General features: G+C 65.8%; 21 protein-coding genes and 1 tRNA gene. 9 read left to right on the forward strand and 13 right to left on the reverse strand.

Going from position 1 to position 22,951, the window contains the following annotated elements:
- Positions 1–15 precede the first annotated feature (15 nt).
- Entirely contained in the window at positions 16–1,230 is a 1,215-nt protein-coding gene (gene menJ / locus C0J29_RS04935; RefSeq protein WP_240743592.1) for a menaquinone reductase, read from the reverse strand.
- 44 nt (positions 1,231–1,274) lie between these two features.
- Between menJ and grcC1 the strand changes: the two genes are divergently transcribed.
- Together grcC1 and htpX are read left to right on the forward strand one after the other, a co-directional pair.
- Positions 1,275–2,282: a nonaprenyl/(2E,6E)-farnesyl/geranylgeranyl diphosphat synthase gene (grcC1, locus tag C0J29_RS04940; protein ID WP_065162260.1), complete on the forward strand. Its 1,008-nt coding sequence runs from the start codon at positions 1,275–1,277 to the stop codon at positions 2,280–2,282.
- 79 nt (positions 2,283–2,361) lie between these two features.
- Positions 2,362–3,225 carry a zinc metalloprotease HtpX gene (gene htpX / locus C0J29_RS04945; RefSeq protein WP_065162259.1) on the forward strand — a complete coding sequence of 288 codons (864 nt, stop codon included), beginning with the start codon at positions 2,362–2,364 and terminating at the stop codon, positions 3,223–3,225.
- Positions 3,226–3,286: 61 nt separating this feature from the next.
- Here htpX and C0J29_RS04950 read toward each other — a convergent pair whose 3' ends face one another.
- Positions 3,287–3,802, reverse strand: coding sequence for an META domain-containing protein (locus tag C0J29_RS04950; RefSeq protein ID WP_162951389.1), 516 nt, complete (start codon positions 3,800–3,802; stop codon positions 3,287–3,289).
- Positions 3,803–3,908: 106 nt separating this feature from the next.
- Between C0J29_RS04950 and C0J29_RS04955 the strand changes: the two genes are divergently transcribed.
- Positions 3,909–4,826, forward strand: coding sequence for a Gmad2 immunoglobulin-like domain-containing protein (locus C0J29_RS04955; RefSeq protein WP_162951390.1), 918 nt, complete (start codon positions 3,909–3,911; stop codon positions 4,824–4,826).
- Between the two features lie 117 nt (positions 4,827–4,943).
- Here the strand turns inward: C0J29_RS04955 and C0J29_RS04960 are convergent, their stop codons facing one another.
- From C0J29_RS04960 to C0J29_RS04970, 3 genes are all read right to left on the reverse strand, one after another.
- Positions 4,944–6,104 (reverse strand): YncE family protein, encoded by a 1,161-nt coding sequence (locus tag C0J29_RS04960; protein ID WP_082994063.1) that lies wholly within the window; start codon positions 6,102–6,104, stop codon positions 4,944–4,946.
- A 63-nt stretch (positions 6,105–6,167) separates the two neighbouring features.
- Positions 6,168–7,181, reverse strand: coding sequence for a YncE family protein (locus tag C0J29_RS04965; RefSeq protein WP_065044688.1), 1,014 nt, complete (start codon positions 7,179–7,181; stop codon positions 6,168–6,170).
- 220 nt (positions 7,182–7,401) lie between these two features.
- Positions 7,402–8,007 (reverse strand): DUF2510 domain-containing protein, encoded by a 606-nt coding sequence (locus C0J29_RS04970; protein ID WP_082977959.1) that lies wholly within the window; start codon positions 8,005–8,007, stop codon positions 7,402–7,404.
- Positions 8,008–8,236: 229 nt separating this feature from the next.
- Here C0J29_RS04970 and C0J29_RS32680 point away from each other — a divergent pair, with 229 nt between their 5' ends.
- Both C0J29_RS32680 and C0J29_RS04975 read left to right on the forward strand, forming a co-directional pair.
- A complete protein-coding gene (locus C0J29_RS32680) occupies positions 8,237–8,401 on the forward strand; it encodes a hypothetical protein (RefSeq protein WP_156770690.1) in 165 nt (54 codons plus the stop codon).
- Positions 8,402–8,533: 132 nt separating this feature from the next.
- Positions 8,534–9,037, forward strand: coding sequence for a hypothetical protein (locus tag C0J29_RS04975; protein WP_156770691.1), 504 nt, complete (start codon positions 8,534–8,536; stop codon positions 9,035–9,037).
- A gap of 70 nt (positions 9,038–9,107) precedes the next feature.
- Here C0J29_RS04975 and C0J29_RS04980 read toward each other — a convergent pair whose 3' ends face one another.
- Together C0J29_RS04980 and C0J29_RS04985 are read right to left on the reverse strand one after the other, a co-directional pair.
- Positions 9,108–10,580: a SulP family inorganic anion transporter gene (locus C0J29_RS04980; RefSeq protein ID WP_232004209.1), complete on the reverse strand. Its 1,473-nt coding sequence runs from the start codon at positions 10,578–10,580 to the stop codon at positions 9,108–9,110.
- Positions 10,581–10,874: 294 nt separating this feature from the next.
- The gene (locus C0J29_RS04985) at positions 10,875–11,900 is read right to left on the reverse strand and encodes an NAD(P)H-dependent glycerol-3-phosphate dehydrogenase (RefSeq protein ID WP_065044632.1); all 1,026 of its coding nucleotides are present in this window, start codon (positions 11,898–11,900) and stop codon (positions 10,875–10,877) included.
- Between the two features lie 128 nt (positions 11,901–12,028).
- On the opposite strand from C0J29_RS04985, the gene C0J29_RS04990 reads away from it, so the two are divergent.
- Positions 12,029–13,456 carry a trypsin-like peptidase domain-containing protein gene (locus tag C0J29_RS04990; RefSeq protein ID WP_242460355.1) on the forward strand — a complete coding sequence of 476 codons (1,428 nt, stop codon included), beginning with the start codon at positions 12,029–12,031 and terminating at the stop codon, positions 13,454–13,456.
- 9 nt (positions 13,457–13,465) lie between these two features.
- On the opposite strand, the gene C0J29_RS04995 is transcribed toward C0J29_RS04990, so the two are convergent.
- A complete protein-coding gene (locus tag C0J29_RS04995) occupies positions 13,466–14,947 on the reverse strand; it encodes a flavin-containing monooxygenase (protein ID WP_120791680.1) in 1,482 nt (493 codons plus the stop codon).
- A gap of 138 nt (positions 14,948–15,085) precedes the next feature.
- Positions 15,086–15,577, reverse strand: coding sequence for a YajQ family cyclic di-GMP-binding protein (locus C0J29_RS05000; RefSeq protein WP_065044690.1), 492 nt, complete (start codon positions 15,575–15,577; stop codon positions 15,086–15,088).
- A gap of 67 nt (positions 15,578–15,644) precedes the next feature.
- Between C0J29_RS05000 and C0J29_RS05005 the strand changes: the two genes are divergently transcribed.
- Positions 15,645–15,728: transfer RNA gene (locus tag C0J29_RS05005), tRNA-Tyr, on the forward strand.
- A 125-nt stretch (positions 15,729–15,853) separates the two neighbouring features.
- On the opposite strand, the gene C0J29_RS05010 is transcribed toward C0J29_RS05005, so the two are convergent.
- Positions 15,854–16,255, reverse strand: a complete 402-nt coding sequence (locus C0J29_RS05010) for a DUF4190 domain-containing protein (protein ID WP_120791681.1) — start codon at positions 16,253–16,255, stop codon at positions 15,854–15,856.
- A 79-nt stretch (positions 16,256–16,334) separates the two neighbouring features.
- Positions 16,335–16,727, reverse strand: coding sequence for a DUF4189 domain-containing protein (locus C0J29_RS05015; protein WP_120791682.1), 393 nt, complete (start codon positions 16,725–16,727; stop codon positions 16,335–16,337).
- Between the two features lie 196 nt (positions 16,728–16,923).
- Here C0J29_RS05015 and C0J29_RS05020 point away from each other — a divergent pair, with 196 nt between their 5' ends.
- Entirely contained in the window at positions 16,924–18,726 is a 1,803-nt protein-coding gene (locus C0J29_RS05020; protein ID WP_120791683.1) for an AMP-dependent synthetase/ligase, read from the forward strand.
- Positions 18,727–18,729: 3 nt separating this feature from the next.
- Here C0J29_RS05020 and C0J29_RS05025 read toward each other — a convergent pair whose 3' ends face one another.
- Both C0J29_RS05025 and C0J29_RS05030 read right to left on the reverse strand, forming a co-directional pair.
- Entirely contained in the window at positions 18,730–19,662 is a 933-nt protein-coding gene (locus C0J29_RS05025) for an LLM class F420-dependent oxidoreductase (RefSeq protein ID WP_065162249.1), read from the reverse strand.
- 51 nt (positions 19,663–19,713) lie between these two features.
- On the reverse strand, positions 19,714–20,691 hold the full coding sequence (locus C0J29_RS05030) for a YihY/virulence factor BrkB family protein (RefSeq protein WP_065044638.1): 978 nt from the start codon (positions 20,689–20,691) through the stop codon (positions 19,714–19,716).
- Positions 20,692–20,839: 148 nt separating this feature from the next.
- Here C0J29_RS05030 and C0J29_RS05035 point away from each other — a divergent pair, with 148 nt between their 5' ends.
- Positions 20,840–22,951: a catalase gene (locus tag C0J29_RS05035; protein WP_120791684.1), complete on the forward strand. Its 2,112-nt coding sequence runs from the start codon at positions 20,840–20,842 to the stop codon at positions 22,949–22,951.

Raw genomic sequence — 22,951 nt, forward strand, 5'->3', positions numbered from 1 at the left:
CGGCTCCTGCGGCCGCTAACTAAACGGCGGGCGGCGGTCGATCAGCCGCGACGCCCGGCCGCCGCCGCGCCACACCCGCGCCACCCAGTCGGCGTCCTCGTCGGTGACCAGATTCGCCATCACCCGCACCGCGATGCGCATCAGCGTGGTCGAGCGCATCGCGATCGGCCCGGTTGCCGGCAGGAACCGCTGGAAGGTCAGCAGCAGCGCCAGTCGGCGCGCGACGGAGAATCCGCGCGCGTAGTGGTCGGTGAGCAGCGCGGGCCACAGCTGGGAGAAATCCGGGGCTTCCAGCACCTCGGCGGCCAGTCGGCCCGTCTCCAGCCCATAGTCGATGCCCTCGCCGTTCAGCGGGTTCACGCAGGCCGCGGCATCGCCGATCAGCATCCAATTCGGCCCGGCGACACCCGACACCGCGCCACCCATCGGCAGCAACGCCGAAGCCACCGCCCGCGGCGGCCCCTCGAATCCCCACTCGTCGCGCCGCAGATCGGTGTAATAGGAGATCAGCGGCCGCAGTGCCAGATCGGCCGGCCGCTTGGTGGTCGACAGCGCTCCAACGCCGATGTTCACTTCGCCGTTGCCCAACGGGAAGATCCAGCCGTAGCCCGGCAGCACGGCGCCGTCGGGGGAGCGCAGTTCCAGGTGCGACGTCAGCCAGGGGTCGTCGCTGCGCGGCGTGGCCAGGTAACCGCGGGCGGCCACCCCGTACACCGTCTCCTGATGCCAGCGGCGGCCCAGCTTGCGGCCCAGCGACGAGCGTGCGCCGTCGGCGACGATAAGTTGGTCACACCACACCTCGGTACGGTCGGCCAACGTCACCGACGTCACCCGCCGAGACGAATCGTGATGCACTCCAACAGCTTTGGTGCCCAGCAGCATGCGCGCCCCGGACTCTTCGGCAACCTTGCGGATCCGGTCGTCGAGCTCCAGGCGCGCCACCGCGCTGCTGTGCGCCGGGAATGATGCGCCCGGCCACTGCACCTCCACCTCGCCGCCGAAGCCGCTCATCCGCAGGCCGTGGTGCCGGATGCGGCTGGACAGCCAGTCGCCCAGCCCCAGCCGCTCCAACTCGAGGATGGCCCGGGGGGTGAGCCCGTCGCCGCACGCCTTGTCCCGGGGGAAGCTGGCCGAATCGATGACGAGGACGTCCCGGCCCGCCCTGGCGGCCCAGGCGGCCGCCGCCGACCCGGCCGGTCCGGCACCCACCACCACCACCTGGGCGCGCAGGGCTCTGGGGTCTGCGTTTTCCACGCCACCAGTATGTTGGTCGAATGAGAACTCCGGCGACGGTGGTGGCGGGCGTGGACTTCGGTGACGCCGGATTCGCCGCGACTGTCCGTGACGGTGTCGCCCGGGTCGAGCAGCTCATGGACGCTGAGCTGCGCGGTTCCGACGAGGTGATGACCGAATCCCTGCTGCATCTGTTCCAGGCCGGCGGCAAGCGGTTCCGCCCCCTGTTCACGGTGCTGTCCGCGCAAACCGGCCCGGACCCGGACAACCCGGACGTGACCCTGGCCGGAGCCGTGGTGGAACTCATCCATCTCGCGACGCTGTATCACGACGACGTGATGGACGAGGCGGAAGTCCGCCGTGGAGCGCCCAGTGCCAACGCCCGCTGGGGCAACAACGTCGCCATCCTGGCCGGTGACTACCTGTTGGCGACGGCATCGCGCCTGGTCTCCCGCCTGGGACCCGACGCCGTGCGGATCGTCGCCGATACCTTCGCTGAGCTGGTCACGGGCCAGATGCGGGAGACCCGCGGGACCCCGGACGGGGTGGACCGCATCGAGCAGTACCTGAGGGTGGTCCACGAGAAGACGGGCAGCCTGATCGGCGCCGCCGGCCGGTTCGGGGGGATGTTCTCCGGCGCCGACGATGACCAGATCGAGCGGCTGAGCCGGCTGGGCGGCATCGTCGGCACCGCCTTTCAGATCGCCGACGACATCATCGACATCGACAGCGAGTCCGACGAGTCGGGCAAGGTGCCCGGCACCGACCTGCGCGAAGGGGTGCGCACGCTGCCGATGCTGTACGCCCTGCAAGGCACCGAGCCCGACGGCGCGCGGCTGCGCGAGCTGCTGGCCGGACCCATCCACGACGACGGCGAGGTGTCAGAGGCGCTCGCCCTGCTGCGCACGTCGCCGGGCATGGCCCAGGCCAAGCAGACGCTGGCGGGCTATGCGGACCGGGCGCATCACGAGCTCAGTCTGCTGCCCCAATCTCCGGGCCGCGACGCGTTGCAGGCGCTCGTCGACTACACCGTCAGCCGGCACGGCTGAACCGGTCTGCAAAAATCGGAACCTGAACCGTCCTCCCAGGCGTTATCCGGCTGTAATCAAGTCGTAGGAGGACACACCCATGACCTGGCATCCGCATGCCAACAGGCTGAAGACGTTCCTGCTGTTGGTCGGTATGTCGGCGATGATCGTGTTCGTCGGCGCGCTGTTCGGCAGAACGGCCCTGATTCTCGCGACCCTGTTCGCCGTCGGGATCAACGTCTACACCTACTACAACAGCGACAAGCTGGCGCTGCGGGCCATGCACGCGGTACCGGTGTCGGAGTTGCAGTACCCCGCCATGTATCGGATCGTGCGCGAGCTGGCCACCGCCGCGCACCAGCCCATGCCGCGGCTGTACATCAGCGACACCAACGCGCCCAACGCATTCGCGACCGGCCGCAATCCGCGCAATGCCGCCGTGTGTTGCACCACCGGCATTCTGCGGATCCTCGATGAGCGCGAGCTGCGCGCCGTCCTGGGCCACGAGCTGTCGCACGTCTACAACCGCGACATCCTGATCTCCTGTGTGGCCGGTGCTCTCGCGTCGGTGGTCACCGCCCTGGCCAACATGGCCATGTGGTTCGGCGCATTCGGCGGCAACCGCGAAGGTGGGGTCAATCCCTTTGCGATGCTGCTGGTTTCACTGCTCGGACCGATCGCCGCGACGGTCGTGCGGCTGGCGGTGTCGCGCTCGCGGGAGTATCAGGCCGACGAGTCGGGCGCGATGCTGACCGGCGACCCGCTCGCCCTGGCGTCCGCGTTGCGCAAGATCTCCGGCGGCGTGCAGATGGCACCCCTGCCGCCCGAGCCGCAACTGGCCAACCAGGCTCACCTGATGATCGCCAACCCGTTCCGGGCCGGCGAGCGCATCGGGTCGATGTTCTCGACGCACCCGCCGATCGAGGACCGCATCCGCCGGCTGGAGCAGATGGCGCGAGGATAGCCGCCGGGAATAACTCTGTGCGGCAACCGGATTCGGACGATGAATCGATCGGTTGGCTTGGCTACGTCACCGCTGTCAGTCGCGCGAGCACAGTCCCGTCGGAGGCGACGAGGTCCAGCTCACCCGGGGATGTCGCCATGCGGCTGGTGCGCATAAGGGCTGACTGCACGGCCCTTTCCACCGCCATCACCTCAGGGCGACACATCATCTTGGTATAACCCAGATCGGAGAAACTGAGATCCGCTCCCGCCGAGACGTAGCGTCCAGTGAACTGATTGCAGCCCGTATCGCCGGTTGCTGTGCCATCGACTGAAAGTTGCAGCGTCGGTTGGACCGTCTCCGGCGTTGGCGCGCCCATGATCTCGACGAAGCGCCACGAGCTGCCGGCGATCGGAGACGTGACGGGCTCCTCGGGCAGCCTGGTCCAGGCCTCAGCGTGGGCCGACATATCAAGCGGCCGAACATATTGCGGCACGGTGGACGAATATGCCGATAAGGCGGTGGCTTCCGCGGGAGCGCAGTTGAATGCGGTCACCACCGCCGTTATCACCGCCGCGATCACAATCGCGCGAACCATGTAACGCCTCTCAATCTGCTGAATGCGGGCCGGCTTCCTGGTGGTAACGGTTCCGCATTGGGACCGAGTCCGAGAAGGGCCATTTGGACCGAAGCGGGAGAGACTTATGGCCTCGCCGCCGATGGTTCGCGTGCTGTTCCTTCTGCAACCATTGGTTTCGGCGTGCGGAAGTAGGGCCATTCGCCCCTTCTTCAACCCCGTTGATCGATGGCACTGTCAGCCCATGAGGCGGACGATGTGGGTTCTTTCGGCCGTTGGCCTGCTGCTTGTGGGAACCGCGTGCAGCAATCCAGGGCATCCGGCGGCTACGACGCCGAAGTCGACGACACCCGCCGCCGGCGCCGGCACTGTGCGGGTCTACTTCATGCGGTCGGAAAAGATCGCGACCGCCGGGCGCCAGCTGGCCGGCTCCAGTAAGGATCAAACAGTGCAAGCACTTCTTCTGGGGCCCAACGACTTCGAACGAAGCATCGGCATGTCGACCGACATTCCAGCCGGTACCAAGCTGCTCGGTCTTGACGTCAAGGACGGCACCGCGACCGCCAACCTGTCCGACAACTTTCAGCCGGGCGGCGCAGCCTTGCAGCCCACGCAACCCCGCGTCGCCGAAATCGTGTTCACTCTTACCCAATTTCAGGACGTGCGCCAGGTGACCATCACCCTCAACGGCAAACCCTTGGAAGGCGCGGCCGGACTCGAGCGCGGCGACCTGGAGGCCGTGACACCGAAGATCCTCGTCGAGTCTCCAGTTCCCGCCGCACCCGTAACCTCGCCGTTGACCGTCTCCGGAGCCGCCAACGTCTTCGAAGGAACGGTCTCCTACTCGCTGCAGGCTCCCGACGGCGCAGAGTTGGACCACGGTTTCACGACTGCGACGCAACAGCAGTGGAGCAACTGGTACGCCTTCAGCTTCACCACCAGCTACCCGTCGCAGCAACATGGTCCCGGCCACGTCGTCGTCTGGGAGACGAGCATGAAGGACGGATCGCGGGTCAATGTCTACGACGTGCCGGTGAACATGTGAGCCGAGCCGCAGTGCGGGCGGTTGCAGCGAAGCCTGCTATGACCGCTGATTCAACCCAAGGGACTACTGCCGCAACAGTTCCCAGCTGTCCTGCCTGACCCATTGCATCAAGAACTGCTAACGCTGGCCGGCAGGCTCGATCACCGACAAAGTGCCGTCGTTGAAGTTGGTGACATAGACGGTGTGTGTCCCTGGATCCACCGCGACGCCGTGCCCCAGCGATGCCCCGGTAAGAGGGCCGGTGACCGTGACCGCGCGGGTTGACCCGTCGATCACCGCCAGCGTGTCGTTGGCGTACTTGGGAACGTAGACGGTGTGGGTTCCCGGGTCCACAGCCAACCCGTCTGGGTCCTTGCCGATAGACACGGTTGCGACCACCGTGCGGGTCGACGGGTCGATCACCGAAACTCTGCCACTGCGCGACGGCGGCTGCGTATCGTTCGGCGCGGTCTCGGGGTCGACGGTAGCGACGTAGACGATGTGCGTGCCGGGGTCGACCGCAACGGCTTTGGGCCACCGAGCAACGGGCATCGTCGCGGTGACGGTGTGCGTCGACCCATCGATCAGCGACATGGTGTCGTCGCCGGAGTTGGTGGCGTAGACGACGTGGCTGCCCGGATCCACCGCCACCTCGCCCGCGAATTTGCCGACCGGCACGGTCGCCGTGACAGCGTGTGTCGACCCGTCGATGACAGACACCGCGCCGGCGCCGCCGTTGGGGTCCGAACTGCCAACGTAGGCGGTGTGGGTGCCCGGATCGACGGCAACTGAGGACGGGCCAGGTGCGACGGGCACGGTGGCGATCACCGTATTGCGACCGCCGTCGACCACCGACACGGTGTTGTCGGTGGAGTTGACGACGTAGACGGTGTGGCTGCCCGGATCCACCGCCACCGCGCCCGCGTGCTTGCCCACCGGCACCGTGGCGGTCACCGAGCGCTTCGACCCGTCGATCACGATGAGGGTGCCGTCGCCGCTGTCGGAGTCCAGGTTGCCGACATAGATGGTGTGGGTTGCCGGGTCCACCGCTACCCCGCCCGGGCCCTTGCCGACGGGAATGGTTGCGGCAACCTTGTATTGGGCTTGCCCGCTGGACGGTGTCGTCGAGGGAGAAGTCGCTTTCGACCCCTGACCGCCGGACGGGCCCCCGCATCCAGACAGGGATGCGGTCAACACGACGGCCCCGACGACCGCGAGCATGCCAGTTTGCACCGCGACGGGTACGGTCCGCCGGTGCTGCCGATTCGGGCTTGGCTTGCGTTGGTCCGCTGCCTTCATCTGGGTGCCTCCCTCTCTGGACCCGGTATTACCAGGAATGATTCCGTCCACTTCTCTGGCCCCTCAGCGAGCTTCGATCACCGACAGGGTTTCGTCGCTGTGGTTGGCGACGTAGACGGTGTGGGTCTGCGGATCCACCGCAACCCCTTCCGGGCTGCGGCCCACGTGCACGGTGGCGGTAACCGCGTGCGTCTTTCCGTCGATCACCGACACCGTGCCGTCGCCGCCGTTGGTGACGTAGACGGTGTGGGTGAGCGGATCCACCGCAACCCCTTCCGGGCTGCGGCCCACGTGCACGGTGGCGGTGACCGCGTGGGTGTTTCCGTCGATCACCGACACCGCGTCGTCGGCGAACTTTGCGACGTAGACCGTGTGCGTGTCCGAATCCACCGCAACACCGCGATTGACGTCGTTCCGGCCTGTTACGCGGCTGCCGACGTGCACGGTGGCGGTGACGGTGTGGGTCGACCCGTCGAGCACCGACAAGGTGTCGTCGAAACCGTTGACGACGTACACGTTGTGGGTGCCTGAATCCACCGCCAGGTGTACCGGATACTCGAGTGGCACGGTGGCGGTGACCGAGTGCGACGACCCGTCCAGCACGGACACAGTGTCATGGCCCGTGGCTGCGTAGACGGTGTGGGTGCCGGGATCCACTGCCACGCCGTTGAGTGCCCCGCCCACGGTGGCGGTGACGGTATGGGTCGAACCGTCTATCACCGACATCGGTTCGGTTGAAGTCGAGACGTAGACCGTGTGGGTGCCTGAATCCACCGCCACATCATTCGGCCACCGGCCGACCTGCACGGTGGCGGTGACCGTGTGCGTCTTCGCGTCGATCACCGACACCGTGTGGTCGCCGAAGTTGGCGACGTACACCGCGTGTATGACGGGGTCGACCGCCACCCGCGAGGTCCCACGGCCGACCGGCACGGTCGCGGTGACCCGGTAGGGGCTGTCATGTCGATGCAGTGACTTCACTAACGCGATAGCGCCGATGATCACCAGCACGCCCGCGACGGCCAGCAGCAGCAAAAGTCCGCGCTTACGAGTGCGGCTCGGCCGGTCGGTGCTCATCACATCATCGTCACTGTCTTCGCTGCGCGGCAACAGGACCGAAAGTCCTCTGTCGTCGGGACGGTTTGCCTGCTTCGTGAGCGCTGAACCGGTGGCGCTCAACGGCCGCGGGAAGCTGATCCTGCTCGGGCGCAACATGATTGGACCTACCGCGTGAAGCGGGACGCATCGCGCTCCGCTACTTCGGCTTGGTCGTGGAGATGTGTCCACCGCGGATTGCTCAGTAATCGACGATCGTTGAGAGCTGTGAGCTGCGTTTTCTGACGAGCACCCCTACCGAGAGCGCGGTGATCACAGCACCGGCGCACGCGGAGGCAAAGCCGGAGAACAAATAGGTGGTCGGGGTACCCATATCGTCTCCGTTGCCAACGGACAAGAACCCGAGATAGCAGCCCGCCAAACCCGTCAGGATCCAGGCCGTTCCCGCGATGACGCTGTACTTGGGGTGGGCTTCAGGTCTGGCCAGGCAGAGGATTCCCAAGATCAACGACACCACGCAGAGTGTCGGCGTCACCAGAAAGTAAGTGCGCCAGATGGTGTCGACCAACTCGGGGGCATTCGCCCGGCGGGTAGGCACGTTCGGTAGCAGGCCGGCGTGGAAATACCCGAAGACGAGCCCGAGTAAGAGCAGCGAAATCCCTTGGGCGACGGTAAGAACTGAGGCCTTCCCACCGCTTTCGGTTGCAGGGTCATGCGTTCCAGCGCTGGGCTCGTACACCCCGCCAGGTGGGACGAAGGCCCCCCAGTTGTGGCCGTCCCAGTATCGGGAGCCTGCCGCCCCGGCAGGATCCGGGTACCAACCCGGCGGGTTCAGCGACGATGTCATCGGAAATCATTCTCCGCCAAAGCATGGCCGCTGTTTGAGGCATAGGTTCTTCCGTTGGTGTCAAGGTGACTCACTCGATTCAACGTGTCCTCCGAGCAAGTGTGCGGATTCGAAAACTGTTGTCATGATGCTGGTTTGACGCGGTCGGTGCGTCTGTCGGGCTAAGTGGCGTTAACCACGCACGGAGGTCACCGAGGGCGTTCTATTAGGTACCTCGAAGCGGCTGCTGATGGAGGTGAGCCACGACGTGATCGAGCTGATGATGCTCGACACACTTGTGGGGGAGACGGCGGGTGGTGCGGGAGCGTTTGCACTGCTGCTGCCGCAGGCCGCAGCCCCACCTACGGCGCCCATCGTGATCAGTGCGGCAGTCCCCGCTGTAGCGGCGAGATGACGAACTGAGGAACCTGCGCTCATCACGGCGCTCCCTTCGTCCACGACGTGGGTAATCCTCACGTGACTAGCCGCTTGAGGGCTAGGGCCGAAAGTCCTGTGGCCGATTCCGGCTGCGCGTAAGAAGAGTTGCATGACGATGCCTTCGCCCGGTCCGACCCCGAGGTGGTTCCCGGTCTGGGTTCGGTCGGTCGTTGTTGTGATCCTTCTTGTCGTCGCGGCCTCGGCTGCCGGCCTCCTGGCGGGGAACCGCGGTCGGCCGACGCCGAGTCCGCAGGGTGTAGCGGGCAGGTCCCAGCTCATCGATCTCACCTTGCCGGCAGGCTCGAAGCTGATCGGTTCGACGCATACGGGTGAATGGGACGCAAGCGAGTTCTGGGAAATGGCGCTGCCATTCGACCAGGAGGTGGCATCGATCCGCCGTCAGTTGCCGGTGGGTGGCGAACTTCAAGGCCTCAAGTGGTGTCTGGAGGAGGTGAACAACAACGTCGGTTATGTCCATTGGAAGTGGGGTGACGCAGCGACGCAGAGAGTGATCGTGGTCGACGTGTTCCGGCTTTTCAGCCCGCTCCAGAAGAACGGCGGTGTCAACATTCATAAGACGGCCAATACGCCGGACCCGTGCTCCGGGGCCTAGAACCTTCGGAAGCCGACTTCGGAAGTCGACTACGCGTTGTACGACTGGTGGACGCAAAACAGTTAAGCGCCTACGCGGCTTCTTCGGATGCGCTCCTTCCCACCAGCGACACCGAAGGCGTGCGTGGCGGATGCCCGCGCTCGAGCAGTCCGTCGATGTGCAACGTTCCACCGGTTGACTCGTGTTGCTGCTGCCAGTCGGTAATCGATTGGTGCGCAGCGTGATCGAGGTAAGTGACCGCGATGTGCAGGGTGACGGTGCTGCCGGGGGGCACCGCGGCCAGTACCCGGGTCAGCCGCGGCAGGCTGAGGAAGGTGCAGGCGCCCTCGATGGTGACGCGCCACTGATCGCCGTCGGGAACGGCCTCCACCTTGGCCCGGATCACCCGCCATCCGGTCATCGCGATGGCCAGAGCCAACCCGATCAGGACGCCGTGCAGGAGGTTGAGGAAGACGACGGCGACGATGGTCACCAGATAGATCGCGAAATCGCCGGTCTTGACTGCGGTTTCGATGTGCGCCGGTTGTAACAGCTGAATTCCGATCACGATCAGCAGCCCGGCCAGCGCGGCGCTGGGGATCTGTTCGATCAGGCCCGCGAAGGGCAGCGCGAACAGCAGGATCCAGAACCCGTGCAGAATCGTCGAGGCGCTGGTTTTGGCCCCGGCCTTGATATTTGCCGAGCTGCGCACGATGACCCCGGCGATCGGCAGGCCGCCGACGGCGCCCGAGACGATGTTGGAGGCACCCTGTCCGATCAGCTCTCGGTCGAGGTTGGTGCGCGGCCCGGTGTGCATCCGGTCGGTGGCGACCGCCGTCAACAGGCTCTGCACGCTCGTGATCAGCGTGACAGTGATGATGCCGACCACCACGGCCCCCCAGTTGCCGTGCGGTATCGACGGCAACTGCAACGCGTCGATCACGGAGCCTTCCAACGTGATACGTGAAACGGTGAACGGAAACACCACCGAGATCACCGTCACGACCACGATGGCGACCAGTGGGCCCGGAACGGCGGCCAACTTGGCCGGAGCCCACCGCCACGCGACCATGATCGCTATCACCAGCAGGCCGAGGAAGAGTCCGGGCCGGTGCGCGCCGAGGATCTGGGCAGGCAGTTCCACCACGTTGACCCAGGCCGAGCTGTGCGACTCCCCGCCCAACAGCACATGCGTCTGCTGCAGCGCGATGGTGATCCCGATGCCGGCCAGCATCGCATGCACCACCACCGGCGAAATCGCAAGCGCCGCACGGGCAACGCGGCTGAGCCCCAACAGAACCTGCATGAGGCCCGCGACAGCGGTGATGAAGCACGTTATACCCCAGCCGAATTCGGCTATCAGATCGGCAACGATCACCGTCAGTCCGGCGGCCGGACCACTCACCTGCAGTGGCGACCCGCCCAGTGCCCCGCCGACGATGCCGCCGACGATCGCGGCGATCAGACCGGCGAGCACCGGCGCGTCGGAAGCGATCGCGATGCCCAGCGACAAGGGCAGTGCCACCAGGAAAACCACCAGCGACGCCGGCAGGTCGTGTTGCATGACGGCCCGCAGCCGATCTGTTCGCGAGGCGCCCCCGATTTCGTCGGTCAACGGATGCTCCCTCGTCAGATGTAGCGGGGGACAATGCGACATCCGCCCCGTGTCAGCCGTAACGCTCTGACGCACAAGCGAATACGAACTGACCCGAAACGCCGTTGTTTCGGGCGGCCCGCATGACGACCTTTGAACGACGGTATGGGGGGCAACCGGCAGCGGCAACCGGACGCGCTGGCTGCATAGCGAACGCAAATTTTCTATGCGCCGCACCTGATCAGCGCCTGCAGGAGCTTGGGGTCAGAACCCGGAGCCGTGCACCTCGTGTCCGGGTTCCTCGGCGGCCAGGCCGCTGTAGGCCTGCTCGACGGTGGAGCCGTGATTGATCACGGCGTCAACCTCGCGCGCGATCGGCATATTCAACCCGAATTCCTCAGCGAACTCCATGATCACGCTGGCGGCCTTGACACCCTCGGCCACCTGGTTCATCGACGCGATGATCTCGTCGATGGGCTTGCCGGCGCCCAACTGTTCGCCGACGTGGCGGTTGCGGCTGCGCTGGCTGGTACACGTGACGATCAGGTCGCCCAGACCGGCCAGGCCGGGGAATGTCTCGGCGTTGCCGCCCATCGCCACACCGAGCTTGGTCATCTCCCGCAGCGCCCGGGCGATCACCAGTGCCCGGGTGTTCTCGCCGATCCCCAGCGAATAACCCATCCCGACTGCGATGGCGAAGACGTTCTTCAGCGCCCCCGCCATCTCGACGCCGACCACGTCGTCGGTGGTGTAGACGCGGAAACGCCGGGTGCGGAACAGCGTTGACAGCCGCGTGGCCAGGTGTTGGTCCGGCATGGCCAGCACCGCGGCGGCGGCGTAACCCTCGGCGACCTCACGGGCGATGTTGGGTCCGGCCAGAATTCCGGCCGGATGCCCGGGCAGGATCTCCTCGATGATCTGGGACATCCGCATGTTGGTGCCCTGTTCGAGACCCTTCACCAGTGAGACCACCGGCACCCACGGCCGCAGTTCTTTGGCCAGTTCGTTCAGCACTCCGCGGAAGCCGTGCGACGGCACACCCATGACCAGTACGTCGGCGCAATTCGCGGCTTCGGCGAAGTCGGTAGTGGCGCGCAGCGAGCTGCTCAGCGCTACCTCGTTGCCCAGGTACCGGCTGTTGCGGTGATTCTCGTTGATGTCCTTGGCCGTGTCCTCCGACCGCACCCACTGCAGCGTCGGTCCGCGGCGCGCGCAGATTGAGGCCACAGTGGTGCCCCAGGAACCGCCACCGAGGACAACGACATTGGGTTCGCGCTTCTCACCTGCCATGAACGCCAGCCTATTGCCGCGGCCTTCGAATACCAACGACCGAACACCAACGACCGAATACCAACGACCCACGGGCAGAGGACTTCGGGCCCTTCCGGCCGGGGCGCCGACGCCGGGAAGGTGAAGTAGTGACCCTATGCCGAGCAATGCTCGCCGCAGCCGCGCTCGTCGTTTCGGTGTCGTGGCCCGCCACTGCGGTGGCCGACGGTGGCCGACCGCAGGCCAACGCTGAACAGATTGCGGCGGCGCGGATACGGCCGGCCGTCATGTTCCTCGGTGTCGAGGCATACGGCATGGTCAAGTTGCCCGACGGGAAGACGCTGTCGTTCTTCGGCGAAGGGTCCAACGCCCCATTCGTCACCACCTGGAACTGCACCGGATTCGTCGTCAACCCCGACGGCTGGGTCGCCACCGCCGGGCACTGCGCCGACCCGGACACGGCGAAGGAGCAGATACTCAAACGGGCCGTCAGCGAGTACCAGGCCCAATATCCGGACGCTCCGGTCAGTCAGGACCCGCTGGCGACGCTGGAGTGGCTGGCGAAGAACGCGCGGGTGGAGGGAACCGTGCCGGGCACCGGGCCGCAGTTGAACCTGACGCTGATCTACGGCACCGGGACGAAGATCGCGGAGAAGATGCCCGCCTCCGTCGTGGACTTCAAGCCACTCGGCAAAGGTGACGTGGCTCTGCTGAAGGTCGACAAACACAATCTGCCGTCGTCCGAACTCACCACCGACTCCGCGGTCAGCATCGGCACACCCGTGCTGACGGTCGGTTACGCCGAACCCACCGCACGGCTGACCGGCCGCTCGCTCGACCCGACCAACAAGAGCGGCAAGGTGAGCAAGAAGTCGAACGTGAAATCGAGCCCGGTCTACGAGATCGACGCCGCCGTCGCCGAAGGAATGAGCGGCGGCCCGACCGTGGATCTCAGCGGAAAGGTGATCGGCGTCAACAGCTTCGGCCCCGCCGGCGAACCGCAGCCGTTCAACTTCATCGCGCCCTCGGACACACTCGCGACGATGATGGCGGCCAAGGCCGTCAAGGGCACGCTCGGGCCCGCCGACCAGGCCTACCGCCGCGGACTCAGCCACTACCACGAGGGCCGCTACAGCGATGCGATCACCGACTTCGACCTGGCCTTGACGCTGTCGCCCGATTACCCCGGCGCCGCCGACCTCAAGACCAGCGCGGCCAATCTTCGCCAGCAGTACGGTGACGTCTCGGTGTTCGAGCGGTCAAACCTGTTGTGGTACATCGCCGCTGGTGCCTTGCTGGTGCTGCTTGTCGGCGGCTGGGTGACTCTCCTGGTGGTCCGGAACCGCCGGCAGCGTCGTGCGGAAACCGAAACCGAAACCGAAACCGAAGCCGCCGAAGCAGCCGAGCCGGTGCCGGACGACGATGATTCGGCCGGCACCGTGCGATCTCTGGGACTCGTGCCGCCCGCCGGACCCGACGAACCGCACTTCTGCGCCAACTGCGGCGCGCAACATCACCACACCGAGAAGTTCTGCCCGAACTGCGGCAAGAAGATCTCGCTCGGGGCCTCCGCTTAGCCGGTCGGTTCAGCCGGCCAGCGCGGCGCGGTCGGCGGCCCGGCCGAACTCCATGGCCTCGTCGATCCGGTCGAACCGGTAGTCGATCGCGTCGGCGAAATAGTTCTGCCGCACGTTCCAGGGGCGTTTGGTGCCCGACTTGGGCAGCGCGTGCAGCGCCCGCTTGACGTAACCCGCCTGGATGTCCCACGCCGGTTTCTCCGTCATCGCCTGGTCGCCCAGGTGCGGGCTGGCGTGGGTGTAGCCGTGCTCGGCCATGTAGGCCAGCAGCTTGGCGGTCGCCCGCGCGGTCATGTCCGCCCGCAAGGTCCACGAGGCGTTCGTATAGCCGACGCACCAGAACAGGTTGGGCACGTCCTCGAGCATGTGCGCCTTATAGACGAAGCGGTCCCGGGGGTTGATATCGACGCCGTCGATGCTGATCGCGGCGCCGCCGAGGGCCTGCAATTGCAGGCCGGTGGCGGTGACGATGACGTCGGCGTCCAGATGCCGCCCGGATTTCAGGGCGATGCCGGTCGCGTCGAAATGGTCGATGTGATCGGTGACCACCTCGGCGCGACCGTCGGCCACGACCTGGTACAGGTCGGCGTCCGGGATCAAACACAGCCGCTGGTCCCACGGGTTGTAGCGGGGCTTGAAGTGGGTGTCGACGTCATATCCGGCCGGCAGGTTCTGCACCGCCTTGCGCCGCAGCAGCCACTTGATCAGCGGCGGCGTCTTGCGCGACAGGAACCACAGCACGCCCTCCATCAGCGCGTTGTAGAACCGGATGGTCAGGTGAGCAAGCCTGCGGGGCAGCAGCTTTCGGCTCAGCCAGGCGACCTTGCTGTACTTGGACGACGAGATCAGGTACGTGGGCGAACGCTGCAGCATGACCACCTTGCCGGCCTTTTCGGCCATCGCGGGAATCAGCGTCACCGCGGTGGCGCCGCTGCCGATCACCACCACGTTCTTGCCGGTGTAGTCCAGGTCCTCCGGCCAGTGCTGCGGGTGCACGACGGTGCCGCCGAATTGCTCGATGCCGGGGAAGTCGGGGGTGTAGCCCGCGTCGTAGTCGTAGTAGCCGCTGCCGAAGAACACGAACCTGCTGCGGCACTGCTGGGTGACGCCGTCCCGCTCGAAGCTGACCGTCCAGGTGTCGGTGGCCGAATCCCAGTCGGCGCCGCGGACGTGGCTGCGGAACTGGATGTGCTTGTCGATGCCGTACTTGCGGGCCATGGCGGTCAGGTACTCGCGGATGTGTTCGCCGTCGGCGACGCCTTCCTCGCGGGTCCACGGCTCGAACGGGAAGCTGAGCGTGAAGATGCTGCTGTCCGAGCGCACGCCCGGGTACCGGAACAGGTCCCAGGTGCCGCCGATGCGCTCGCGGCGCTCCAGGATGGTGTAGCTGAGCCCCGGGTTGCGCTGCAGGATGCGGTAGGCGGCCCCCAGGCCGGAGATGCCGGCGCCGACGATGAGGACGTCGACATAGTCCGTCTCTTCGCGAATCACGTGATTCAGCCTAGGGAGCGATCAGTCCATTGAGCCAGGGACCTTCGGCCTTTGGCCCGTGACCGTGTGGTCGCGAAAGGAACCTGGCTGCGATTTCGTGACCCGATTTTCGCAGTGGGGTTCCGTTCGCGGACAAGATCACCGGTAGTTCACGAACTGCAGCGCCACGTCGAGGTCGGCCTGCTTGAGCATCGAGATGACGGCCTGCAGGTCGTCACGCTTCTTGCTGGTCACGCGGACCTCGTCGCCCTGGATCTGCGTCTTGACGGTCTTGGGCCCGTCGTCGCGGATCAGCTTGGTGATCTTCTTGGCGTTCTCGCTGCTGATGCCCTGCTTGAGGGTGCCGCTCAGCTTGTAGGTCTTGCCGGAGGCCTGCGGTTCGCCGGCCTCGAAAGACTTCAGCGAGATGTCGCGCCGGATCAGTTTCTCCTTGAAGACGTCGAGCGCGGCCTTGACCCGCTCTTCGGTCGACGAGGTCAGCTCGATGCCTTCCTCGCCTTTCCACGCGATCTTGGTGTCGGTGCCGCGGAAGTCGAAGCGCGTGGACAGTTCCTTGGCGGCCTGGTTGAGCGCGTTGTCGACTTCCTGCCGGTCGATCTTGCTGACGATGTCGAACGATGAGTCCGCCATGCGTTGCGTCCTTTCGCAGTGCTGCCCGTTTGTGAACTGTCTACCCCGTCGTTGTACCCTGCTAGGCGGCAGGTTGCCCGAGCGGCCAATGGGAGCGGACTGTAAATCCGTCGCGAAAGCTTCACAGGTTCGAATCCTGTACCTGCCACCACAAGGTCGGCGAGCTATTTCTCGCCCCGCGAGGGGCGTGACCAGCGGCTCAGTCCGCAGCGACTCCGCAGTAGATAAGGCGCCGCATCGAAGGCGTCCACTGTCAAAGACGACGGAAGTACGTCGCTAGACAACCGTCTCCACCCACTTCATCAGCATCAGAACGAGAAACGTGAGGTATGCCAATGCGAAGCCCGCGGCGATTGCGAGGCTTCCCAGCACGACGCCCGTGATCGCGAATGATTTCTTGTCGGCTTCGCCGCGTCGGACGCGCTTGAGGGCAACGAACCCGGTCGCTACCGCGACGACGCCGAGAATCGCCCCACCGAATATCGGCCAGCCCGTTCCCAGCGCCAACGCCACCGCGTCTGCCAGCAGGGCCATAACCGCGACAACGAACGAAGCTGTCCCGGTGCCGTTCTTCGGGGTGGTGACCGGCGCGGTGCGGTCCGAGCACTGCAGCGGCGGGTAGCCCGTTGTGCTGCAGGGGTTCTCAGGCCTATCCGCGTATTCGGTCATGATGTCCACCGCCCCGACTGTGCTCCCTCAACGTGCCGCCCTACAAGGGCCTTTCGGCCCCGGTCGACTCCGCGAAGCGAAAGCTGAGTCAGCCCGTGCAGTGCAGCTCGACGATGCGGCCCGCTCTGACTATGGCCAGCGCGTTGGCTTGAGCAGCGCCGGCGTTCGCCCCCCAGGCGCCGCCCCAGCGGCCGGACCCCAGGGCCAGCGCAGCGCAGCCATTGTGCGCCCACGACGTCACCTGACAGCCGCTGCCGTGCGGCTGGCAATTGCCGAGCGCGATATGGGTGGCCTCCTCCATCGTGGAGGCGTTATTGGCCCACCCGGTGTACCCGGTGATCGGGGAGTAGGCGATCACGGTGTACAGAACACCTGCGGCCACCCCTGCGTGTGCGTCGGGTGAACCCGCGACAGCGCCGCCGAAGAGAGCCGCTATCGCCGTACCGACCGCGGCCACCGAGAAGAAACGGTTACCGTTCATTCGAATTTCCTTGCTGCGTAGCGATGTTGATCGATGGGCCAAGCATGGGATTGGCGGCTGAACGGATTCTCCAGAATTCCTTGGTGCCGCTCGGCGGAGGGTCGAATGGACCCGTGATCATCGCTGTGGTCGATGCCGCAGTCGCGCAGTTGCGAGCACCTCCCATACTTCCTACGGACAGCGGTATCAAGGAGGGATGACAGTGTCGTCAGTAACCACGTCGAATCTGGCGTCGATGTTCTTCGAAAGGGTCGGCGCTTCTGCCCGTAAAGAGGCGTTCCGGCGCCTGAGCGGCGACCGTTGGGTGTCGGTCACCTGGCAGGAGACCGCCGACCGCGTGCGGGAACTGGCGGCGGCGTTGCTCGCGTCGGGCATCGAACCCGAACAGCGCGTCGCCATCATGTCGGGCACCCGGTACGAGTGGATCCTGGCCGACCTCGCCGTGATGTGCGCCGGTGCGGCGACGACGACCGTCTACCCCAGCACGCACGCCTCCGACGCCACCTACATCGTGGCCGACTCGGAGTCGCGGATCGTCTTCGCCGAGGACGCCGCGCAGGTCGCCAAACTCGCCGACAACCGCGGCGAGCTGCCGGACGTACAGCTGGTGGTGGTCATCGACGGGGACGGTGACGGCGAGTGGGTCATCACTTTCGACGAATTCACCCGCCGCGGCGCCGCTCACTTGCAGGAACAGCCGAAGTGCGTAGAGGAAGCCGCAGCCACGGTGACCAGCGAATCGCTCGCCACCCTGATCTACACGTCGGGAACCACCGGGCGGCCGAAGGGAGTGCGCCTGGCGCACCGGTCGTGGACGTCGGCGGCGGGGTTCATCCGCAACGAGGGACTCCTCGGCGAGGACGACCTGCACGTGCTGTGGCTGCCCCTGGCCCACTCTTTCGGCAAGGTGCTGCTCGCCAGCCAGCTCGCGTGCGGATTCGTCAGCGCGGTCGACGGACGTGTCGACAAGATCGTCGAGAACATGGGCGTCGTGAAACCGACGTTCATGGCCGCGGTGCCCCGCATCTTCGAGAAGGCGCACGCCCGGATCGTGATGACTAGCCAAGGTGCCGGTGGCATCAAAGCCCGGCTGTTCGATCAGGCGTTCCGGGTCGGGCTTGACGTATCTCGGCGCCGCCGCGACGGCAAGCCGGTCCCGCTGCCGCTCAGGTTGCAGCAGCAGCTGTTCGACCGCCTGGTGTTCAGCAAGGTGCGCGAGGTCTTCGGCGGGCGGCTGCGTTTCTTCGTCTCCGGCTCGGCGCCGCTCAACCGCGAAATCGCCGAATGGTTCCTCGCCGCCGGAGTGCTGGTGCTGGAAGGCTATGGACTCACCGAATCCGCCGGCGCCGGATTCATCAACCGGCCCGACAACTACAAGCTCGGCACGGTCGGCCTGCCCTTCGACGGCACGGACGTGCGGATCGGCGACAACGGGGAGATCCAGCTGCACGGTCCCTTGGTGATGACCGGATATCACCATCTGCCCGACAAGACCGAGGAGGCGATGACCAAGGACGGCTGGCTGCGCACCGGCGATCGCGGCAGCCTCGATTCCGACGGATTCCTCACCATCACCGGCCGCATCAAGGAGCTGTTCAAGACGTCCGGCGGCAAGTACGTCGCGCCGCCGGCCATCGAAGCCAAGTTCATGGCGCTCTGCCCGTACGCCAGCCAATTCATCGTCTTCGGGGAGGCGCGCAACTACTGTGTCGCGCTGATCGCACTCGACGGCGAAGCACTGACGAAATGGGCTCAAGAACAAGGGATTTCGGAGACGTCCTTCGCCGAACTCACCCGCAACGCCCAGGTCCGCGAGATGGTCGACGGCTACGTCAGCCAGTTGAACAGCGAACTCAACCGCTGGGAGACCATCAAGAAGTGGGAGCTGATCGACCACGAATTATCCGTCGACACAGGGGAACTCACTCCGTCGCTGAAGTTGAAGCGGGCGGTGGTCGAGCAGAACAACAAGAAGGTCATCGACGAGTTCTACGTCTGACGGCTACCGCAGCTGCGGCATCACGTCATTGGCCAACAGCTCCAGATGCGCCAGGTCGGACATGTCGAGCAGCTGCGCGTACACCCGCCGCACCCCCAACTCGCCCCACGGACCCAGCTTGTCGACGATCTCACCCGGCGTGCCGACCAGTGGACTGTTGGAGCGCATCTCGTCGACCTCCCGGCCGATCACCGATGCGCGACGGGACACCTCCGCCTCGTCGCGGCCGGCGCACAACACGAAAGCGCTCGAGTACACGATCGAATCGGTGGCACGGCCGGCCGCCGCAACGGCGTCGCCCACCCGCTGGAACTGTTGACGCACCACGTCGATCGTCGCGAAGGGCACATTGAATTCGGCCGCATACTTTGCCGCCAGCGCCGGCGTCCTTTTCGCCCCGGTGCCGCCGATGACGATCGGCGGGTGCGGGTTCTGCACCGGCTTGGGCAGGCCCGGCGAGCCGGCGATCGGGTAATGCTCACCGGCGAAGTCGAACGTCTCACCCGCTGGCGTGGTCCACAGCCCGGTAATGACGGCGAGTTGCTCGGAGAGCCGGTCGAAGCGTTCGCGCACCGACGGAAACGGTATCCCGTACGCCTGATGCTCTGCTTCGAACCAGCCGCTGCCCAGGCCGAATTCGACACGGCCGCCGCTCATTTCGTCCACCTGTGCCACCGCGATCGCCAGCGGCCCCGGGTAACGGAACGTCGCCGACGTCACCAGGGTGCCCAACCGGATGCGCGACGTCTCGCGGGCGATGGCGCCCAAAGTCACCCACGAGTCGGTCGGCCCCGGCCCGCCGTCACCGCTCATGGCCAGATAATGATCCGAGCGGAAGAACGCGTCGAAGCCGAGATCCTCGGCGGCTCGCGCGACGGCCAACTGGTCGGCGTAAGTGGCACCTTGCTGCGGCTCGACAAAAGCACGGAAGTCCATGGGTTCCCTCGTGATTGGGTTGCACCGCAACGTGATAGCGGCACGGTCGACTCAGGATACGCCAGTGGGCTTGCGGTCGGAATCGTTGAACCGCACGCTGACGCGCTGAAAGCGTTTGACGCGTTCGGCTTTGGCTTTTCTGGTGTAGGTCTTGCGGTCGGCCGGCGTCAGATCCGCGTCGTCGGTGAACGGGGTGAGCAACGACCGCGGGTGCAGCCCTTCGACCAACACGACGTTGATCTCGGCGCACAACACCAGCGTCGACGACACCAGGAACAGAAACGCCAGCATTCCCAGCACCAGTGCGAACACGCTGTTGGTTGCGCTGGAGGACTTCACCACATGGCCGATGTATCCGGCGCCGAACCACTGCAGAATCTGCCAGACGATGGCCGCCGCAATCGCTCCCGGCAACACCTGCCGGTAGGTGAGTTCGCGGGCGGTGGTCACCCGGAAGGCCACTAGGCAGATGCCCGCGTTGATGGCGACCGCGACAAGAGCGACGCCGATTCGGCCGAACGGGCCCAATGTGCTTGTCGCGTGCGCGATCGCCGACAGCAGGGTGGTGGCGACGGCCGCCGAGCCGAGCACCAGTAACAGCAGGAAACTGCGCACCCGGGACCGGATCGGATCCGGACGCTCGTGCCGCGGCACCGCCCAGACCGAATCCATCGCATTCTGCAGCGCCTGCCCCACGCCCAGACCGCCGTACAGTGCGCCGAATACTCCGACCGCGACCGCGCCCGCACCGCCGCTGAGTCCTTCCGGCTGATGCAACTGGCTGCCGATGACCGGGAATTGGCTCAACGTGCTCTGCAGCACCTGCGCCTGTAGGTCGGGTCTGCCGGCCAGCAGCACCCCGAGACCGGTGGTCAACAGCAGCAACAGGGGGAACAGCGAAACGAAGGCGTAGTACGTGATCAGCGCGGCCAGATAGCCGCCCTGATCGTCGAGGTACTTGTAGATGACCGCGATGGCGACGCCCACCGTCCGATTGCGTTGCTGCAATCTGTCCAGCCAGCCGACCATCGCCGCTCACTTCAAACTCTGCCACACCCCGGATTGGAGATTGTCGCTGGAAATACCCGAAACCGTGCCGGGTCAATCTCTTTGCTTAAGCCGAGATCTAGCGGGTACCCGAGCGCCCTGAATCCACGACCCAGCTTTTGGAGCAGCCATGCCACCGCGCCGCCAGCCCGACCAGACCGCCCCCAAGCGAACGAGCCCGACCGGCAACACCAACGGTGAGGCCGGAGATTTCGACGTCCGCGCCCAGGGCGGCAAGTATCTGACCACCGCTCAGGGCCTGCGCCTTCCCGACACCGACCACTCGCTGAAAGCCGGCAATCGCGGACCCAGCCTGCTCGAGGATTTCCACCTGCGCGAGAAGATCACCCACTTCGACCATGAGCGCATCCCCGAGCGGGTCGTGCATGCCCGCGGTGCGGCCGCGCACGGGATCTTCGAGTCCTACGGCACCGCGGCGTCGGTCACCAGGGCCGGGTTCCTCGCCCGCAAGGGTAAGAAAACCGAGGTGTTCTGCCGATTCTCGACGGTGCTGGGCTCCCGGGGATCTGCCGACACCGTCCGCGACACCAGAGGATTCGCGGTCAAGTTCTACACCGACGAGGGCAATTTCGACTTGGTGGGCAACAACATTCCGGTGTTCTTCATCCAGGACGGCATCAAGTTCCCCGACGTCGTCCATGCGGCGAAGCCCCATCCCGACCGCGAGATCCCGCAGGCCCAATCCGCGCACGACACCTTCTGGGACTTCGTCTCGCTGCACACCGAAGCCACGCATCACGTGCTGTGGAACATGAGCGATCGCGGCATTCCGCGTTCCTTCCGCACGATGGAGGGATTCGGCGTCCACACCTTCCGGCTGGTGAACAAGAAGGGCAAGACGAGCCTGGTCAAGTTCCACTGGAAGCCGGTCGCCGGCGTGCATTCCCAGGTCTGGGAAGAAGCCCAGATCACCGCCGGTGTCGATCCCGACTTCCACCGCCGGGACATGGCCGATGGCATCGAAGCGGGCGCCCCACTCGAATACGAGCTCGGCATCCAGGTCATGCCGGACGACGGCACCGACAGCTTCCAGGGCATCGATCTGCTCGACCCGACCAAGCTGGTGCCCGAGGAGATGGTGCCGGTGCAGCTGATCGGCAAACTGACCCTCAACGGCAACCCGACCAATTTCTTCGCCGAAACCGAGCAGGTCGCGTTCCATCTCGGCAACCTGGTGCCGGGCATCGAACCGACCAACGACCCGCTGCTGCAGGCCCGATTGTTCTCCTATCTGGACACCCAGCTCACCCGGCTCGGTGGTCCCAACTTCACGCAGCTGCCGATCAACCGGCCGCATTGCCCGGTGAACGACATGCTGCGCGACGGCATGCACCAGACCGCGATTCACACCGGCCAGGCGCCGTACCGCCCCAACAGCATTGACGACGGGGAACCGTTGGTCGCCAATGCCGACGAAGGCGGGTACGTGCAGACACCGCGGCAGGTGCAGGGTCCGACGGTGCGGGAAAACCCGTCCTCGTTCGAAGACCACTTCACCCAGCCGGCCATGTTCTACCGGAGTCTGTCCGCCGTTGAGCAGGCGCACATCATCGAGGCTTTCACGTTCGAACTCGGCAAGTGCTACGAGCAGTCCATCAAGGAACGCCAACTCGAGGTCCTGGCCAACGTCGACGCCGATCTGTGCAAGCAGGTGGCCATCGGTCTCGGACTACCGGCTCCCAAGGGCAACCCGCCCAAAGACGTTCTGCTGTCCCCGGTTCTGTCTCAGGTGGTCGAGACCCCCGGCCCGATCGACGGCCGCAAGATCGGCATCATCGCGGGAGCGGACTCCGATCTGGGTGGCGTGTCCAAGCTCGTCGACGCCGTCCTCGGGCTTAACGCGACGCCGTTGGTGACCGCACCCGTCGGTGGCGTCCTGAAGTCCGGCCGGCGCAGCGTGATCGTCGAACGGACGCTGCTGACCACGCGGTCCATCGAGTTCGACGCGGTGGTGGTTGCCGCCGGAACGAAGCCCACCAACGATCTCAAGCTGGTTCTGTTGCTGCAGGAGGCCTTTCGGCACTGCAAGCCGATCGCCGCGTGGGGTGACGGGACGGCTGCGCTGACAGCCGCGGGCATCCCGTTGGACGCGCCGGGCGTGCTGGTCGCCGACAAGATGGACCGCAAGTTCACCGCCGCGCTCGCCAAAGCCGTCGGCCTGCACCGGGTGTGGGAGCGGGCCGTCGACGTGATGGCGTCCGAGGTCGCGCCGGCGCGCTGA

This window comes from Mycobacterium paragordonae, from assembly GCF_003614435.1.
Taxonomy (GTDB): domain Bacteria; phylum Actinomycetota; class Actinomycetes; order Mycobacteriales; family Mycobacteriaceae; genus Mycobacterium; species Mycobacterium paragordonae.

What these genes read in the sequence shown, in the direction of transcription:
- grcC1 (WP_065162260.1), top strand. Translation starts at nt 1,275, where the DNA reads ATGAGAACTCCGGCGACGGTGGTGGCGGGCGTGGACTTCGGTGACGCC.
- htpX (WP_065162259.1), top strand. Translation starts at nt 2,362, where the DNA reads ATGACCTGGCATCCGCATGCCAACAGGCTGAAGACGTTCCTGCTGTTG.
- C0J29_RS04950 (WP_162951389.1), bottom strand. Translation starts at nt 3,802, where the DNA reads ATGGTTCGCGCGATTGTGATCGCGGCGGTGATAACGGCGGTGGTGACC.
- C0J29_RS04955 (WP_162951390.1), top strand. Translation starts at nt 3,909, where the DNA reads ATGGCCTCGCCGCCGATGGTTCGCGTGCTGTTCCTTCTGCAACCATTG.
- C0J29_RS04960 (WP_082994063.1), bottom strand. Translation starts at nt 6,104, where the DNA reads ATGAAGGCAGCGGACCAACGCAAGCCAAGCCCGAATCGGCAGCACCGG.
- C0J29_RS04965 (WP_065044688.1), bottom strand. Translation starts at nt 7,181, where the DNA reads ATGAGCACCGACCGGCCGAGCCGCACTCGTAAGCGCGGACTTTTGCTG.
- C0J29_RS04970 (WP_082977959.1), bottom strand. Translation starts at nt 8,007, where the DNA reads ATGACATCGTCGCTGAACCCGCCGGGTTGGTACCCGGATCCTGCCGGG.
- C0J29_RS32680 (WP_156770690.1), top strand. Translation starts at nt 8,237, where the DNA reads ATGGAGGTGAGCCACGACGTGATCGAGCTGATGATGCTCGACACACTT.
- C0J29_RS04975 (WP_156770691.1), top strand. Translation starts at nt 8,534, where the DNA reads ATGACGATGCCTTCGCCCGGTCCGACCCCGAGGTGGTTCCCGGTCTGG.
- C0J29_RS04980 (WP_232004209.1), bottom strand. Translation starts at nt 10,580, where the DNA reads ATGCAACACGACCTGCCGGCGTCGCTGGTGGTTTTCCTGGTGGCACTG.
- C0J29_RS04985 (WP_065044632.1), bottom strand. Translation starts at nt 11,900, where the DNA reads ATGGCAGGTGAGAAGCGCGAACCCAATGTCGTTGTCCTCGGTGGCGGT.
- C0J29_RS05000 (WP_065044690.1), bottom strand. Translation starts at nt 15,577, where the DNA reads ATGGCGGACTCATCGTTCGACATCGTCAGCAAGATCGACCGGCAGGAA.
- C0J29_RS05015 (WP_120791682.1), bottom strand. Translation starts at nt 16,727, where the DNA reads ATGAACGGTAACCGTTTCTTCTCGGTGGCCGCGGTCGGTACGGCGATA.
- C0J29_RS05020 (WP_120791683.1), top strand. Translation starts at nt 16,924, where the DNA reads ATGACAGTGTCGTCAGTAACCACGTCGAATCTGGCGTCGATGTTCTTC.
- C0J29_RS05025 (WP_065162249.1), bottom strand. Translation starts at nt 19,662, where the DNA reads ATGGACTTCCGTGCTTTTGTCGAGCCGCAGCAAGGTGCCACTTACGCC.
- C0J29_RS05030 (WP_065044638.1), bottom strand. Translation starts at nt 20,691, where the DNA reads ATGGTCGGCTGGCTGGACAGATTGCAGCAACGCAATCGGACGGTGGGC.
- C0J29_RS05035 (WP_120791684.1), top strand. Translation starts at nt 20,840, where the DNA reads ATGCCACCGCGCCGCCAGCCCGACCAGACCGCCCCCAAGCGAACGAGC.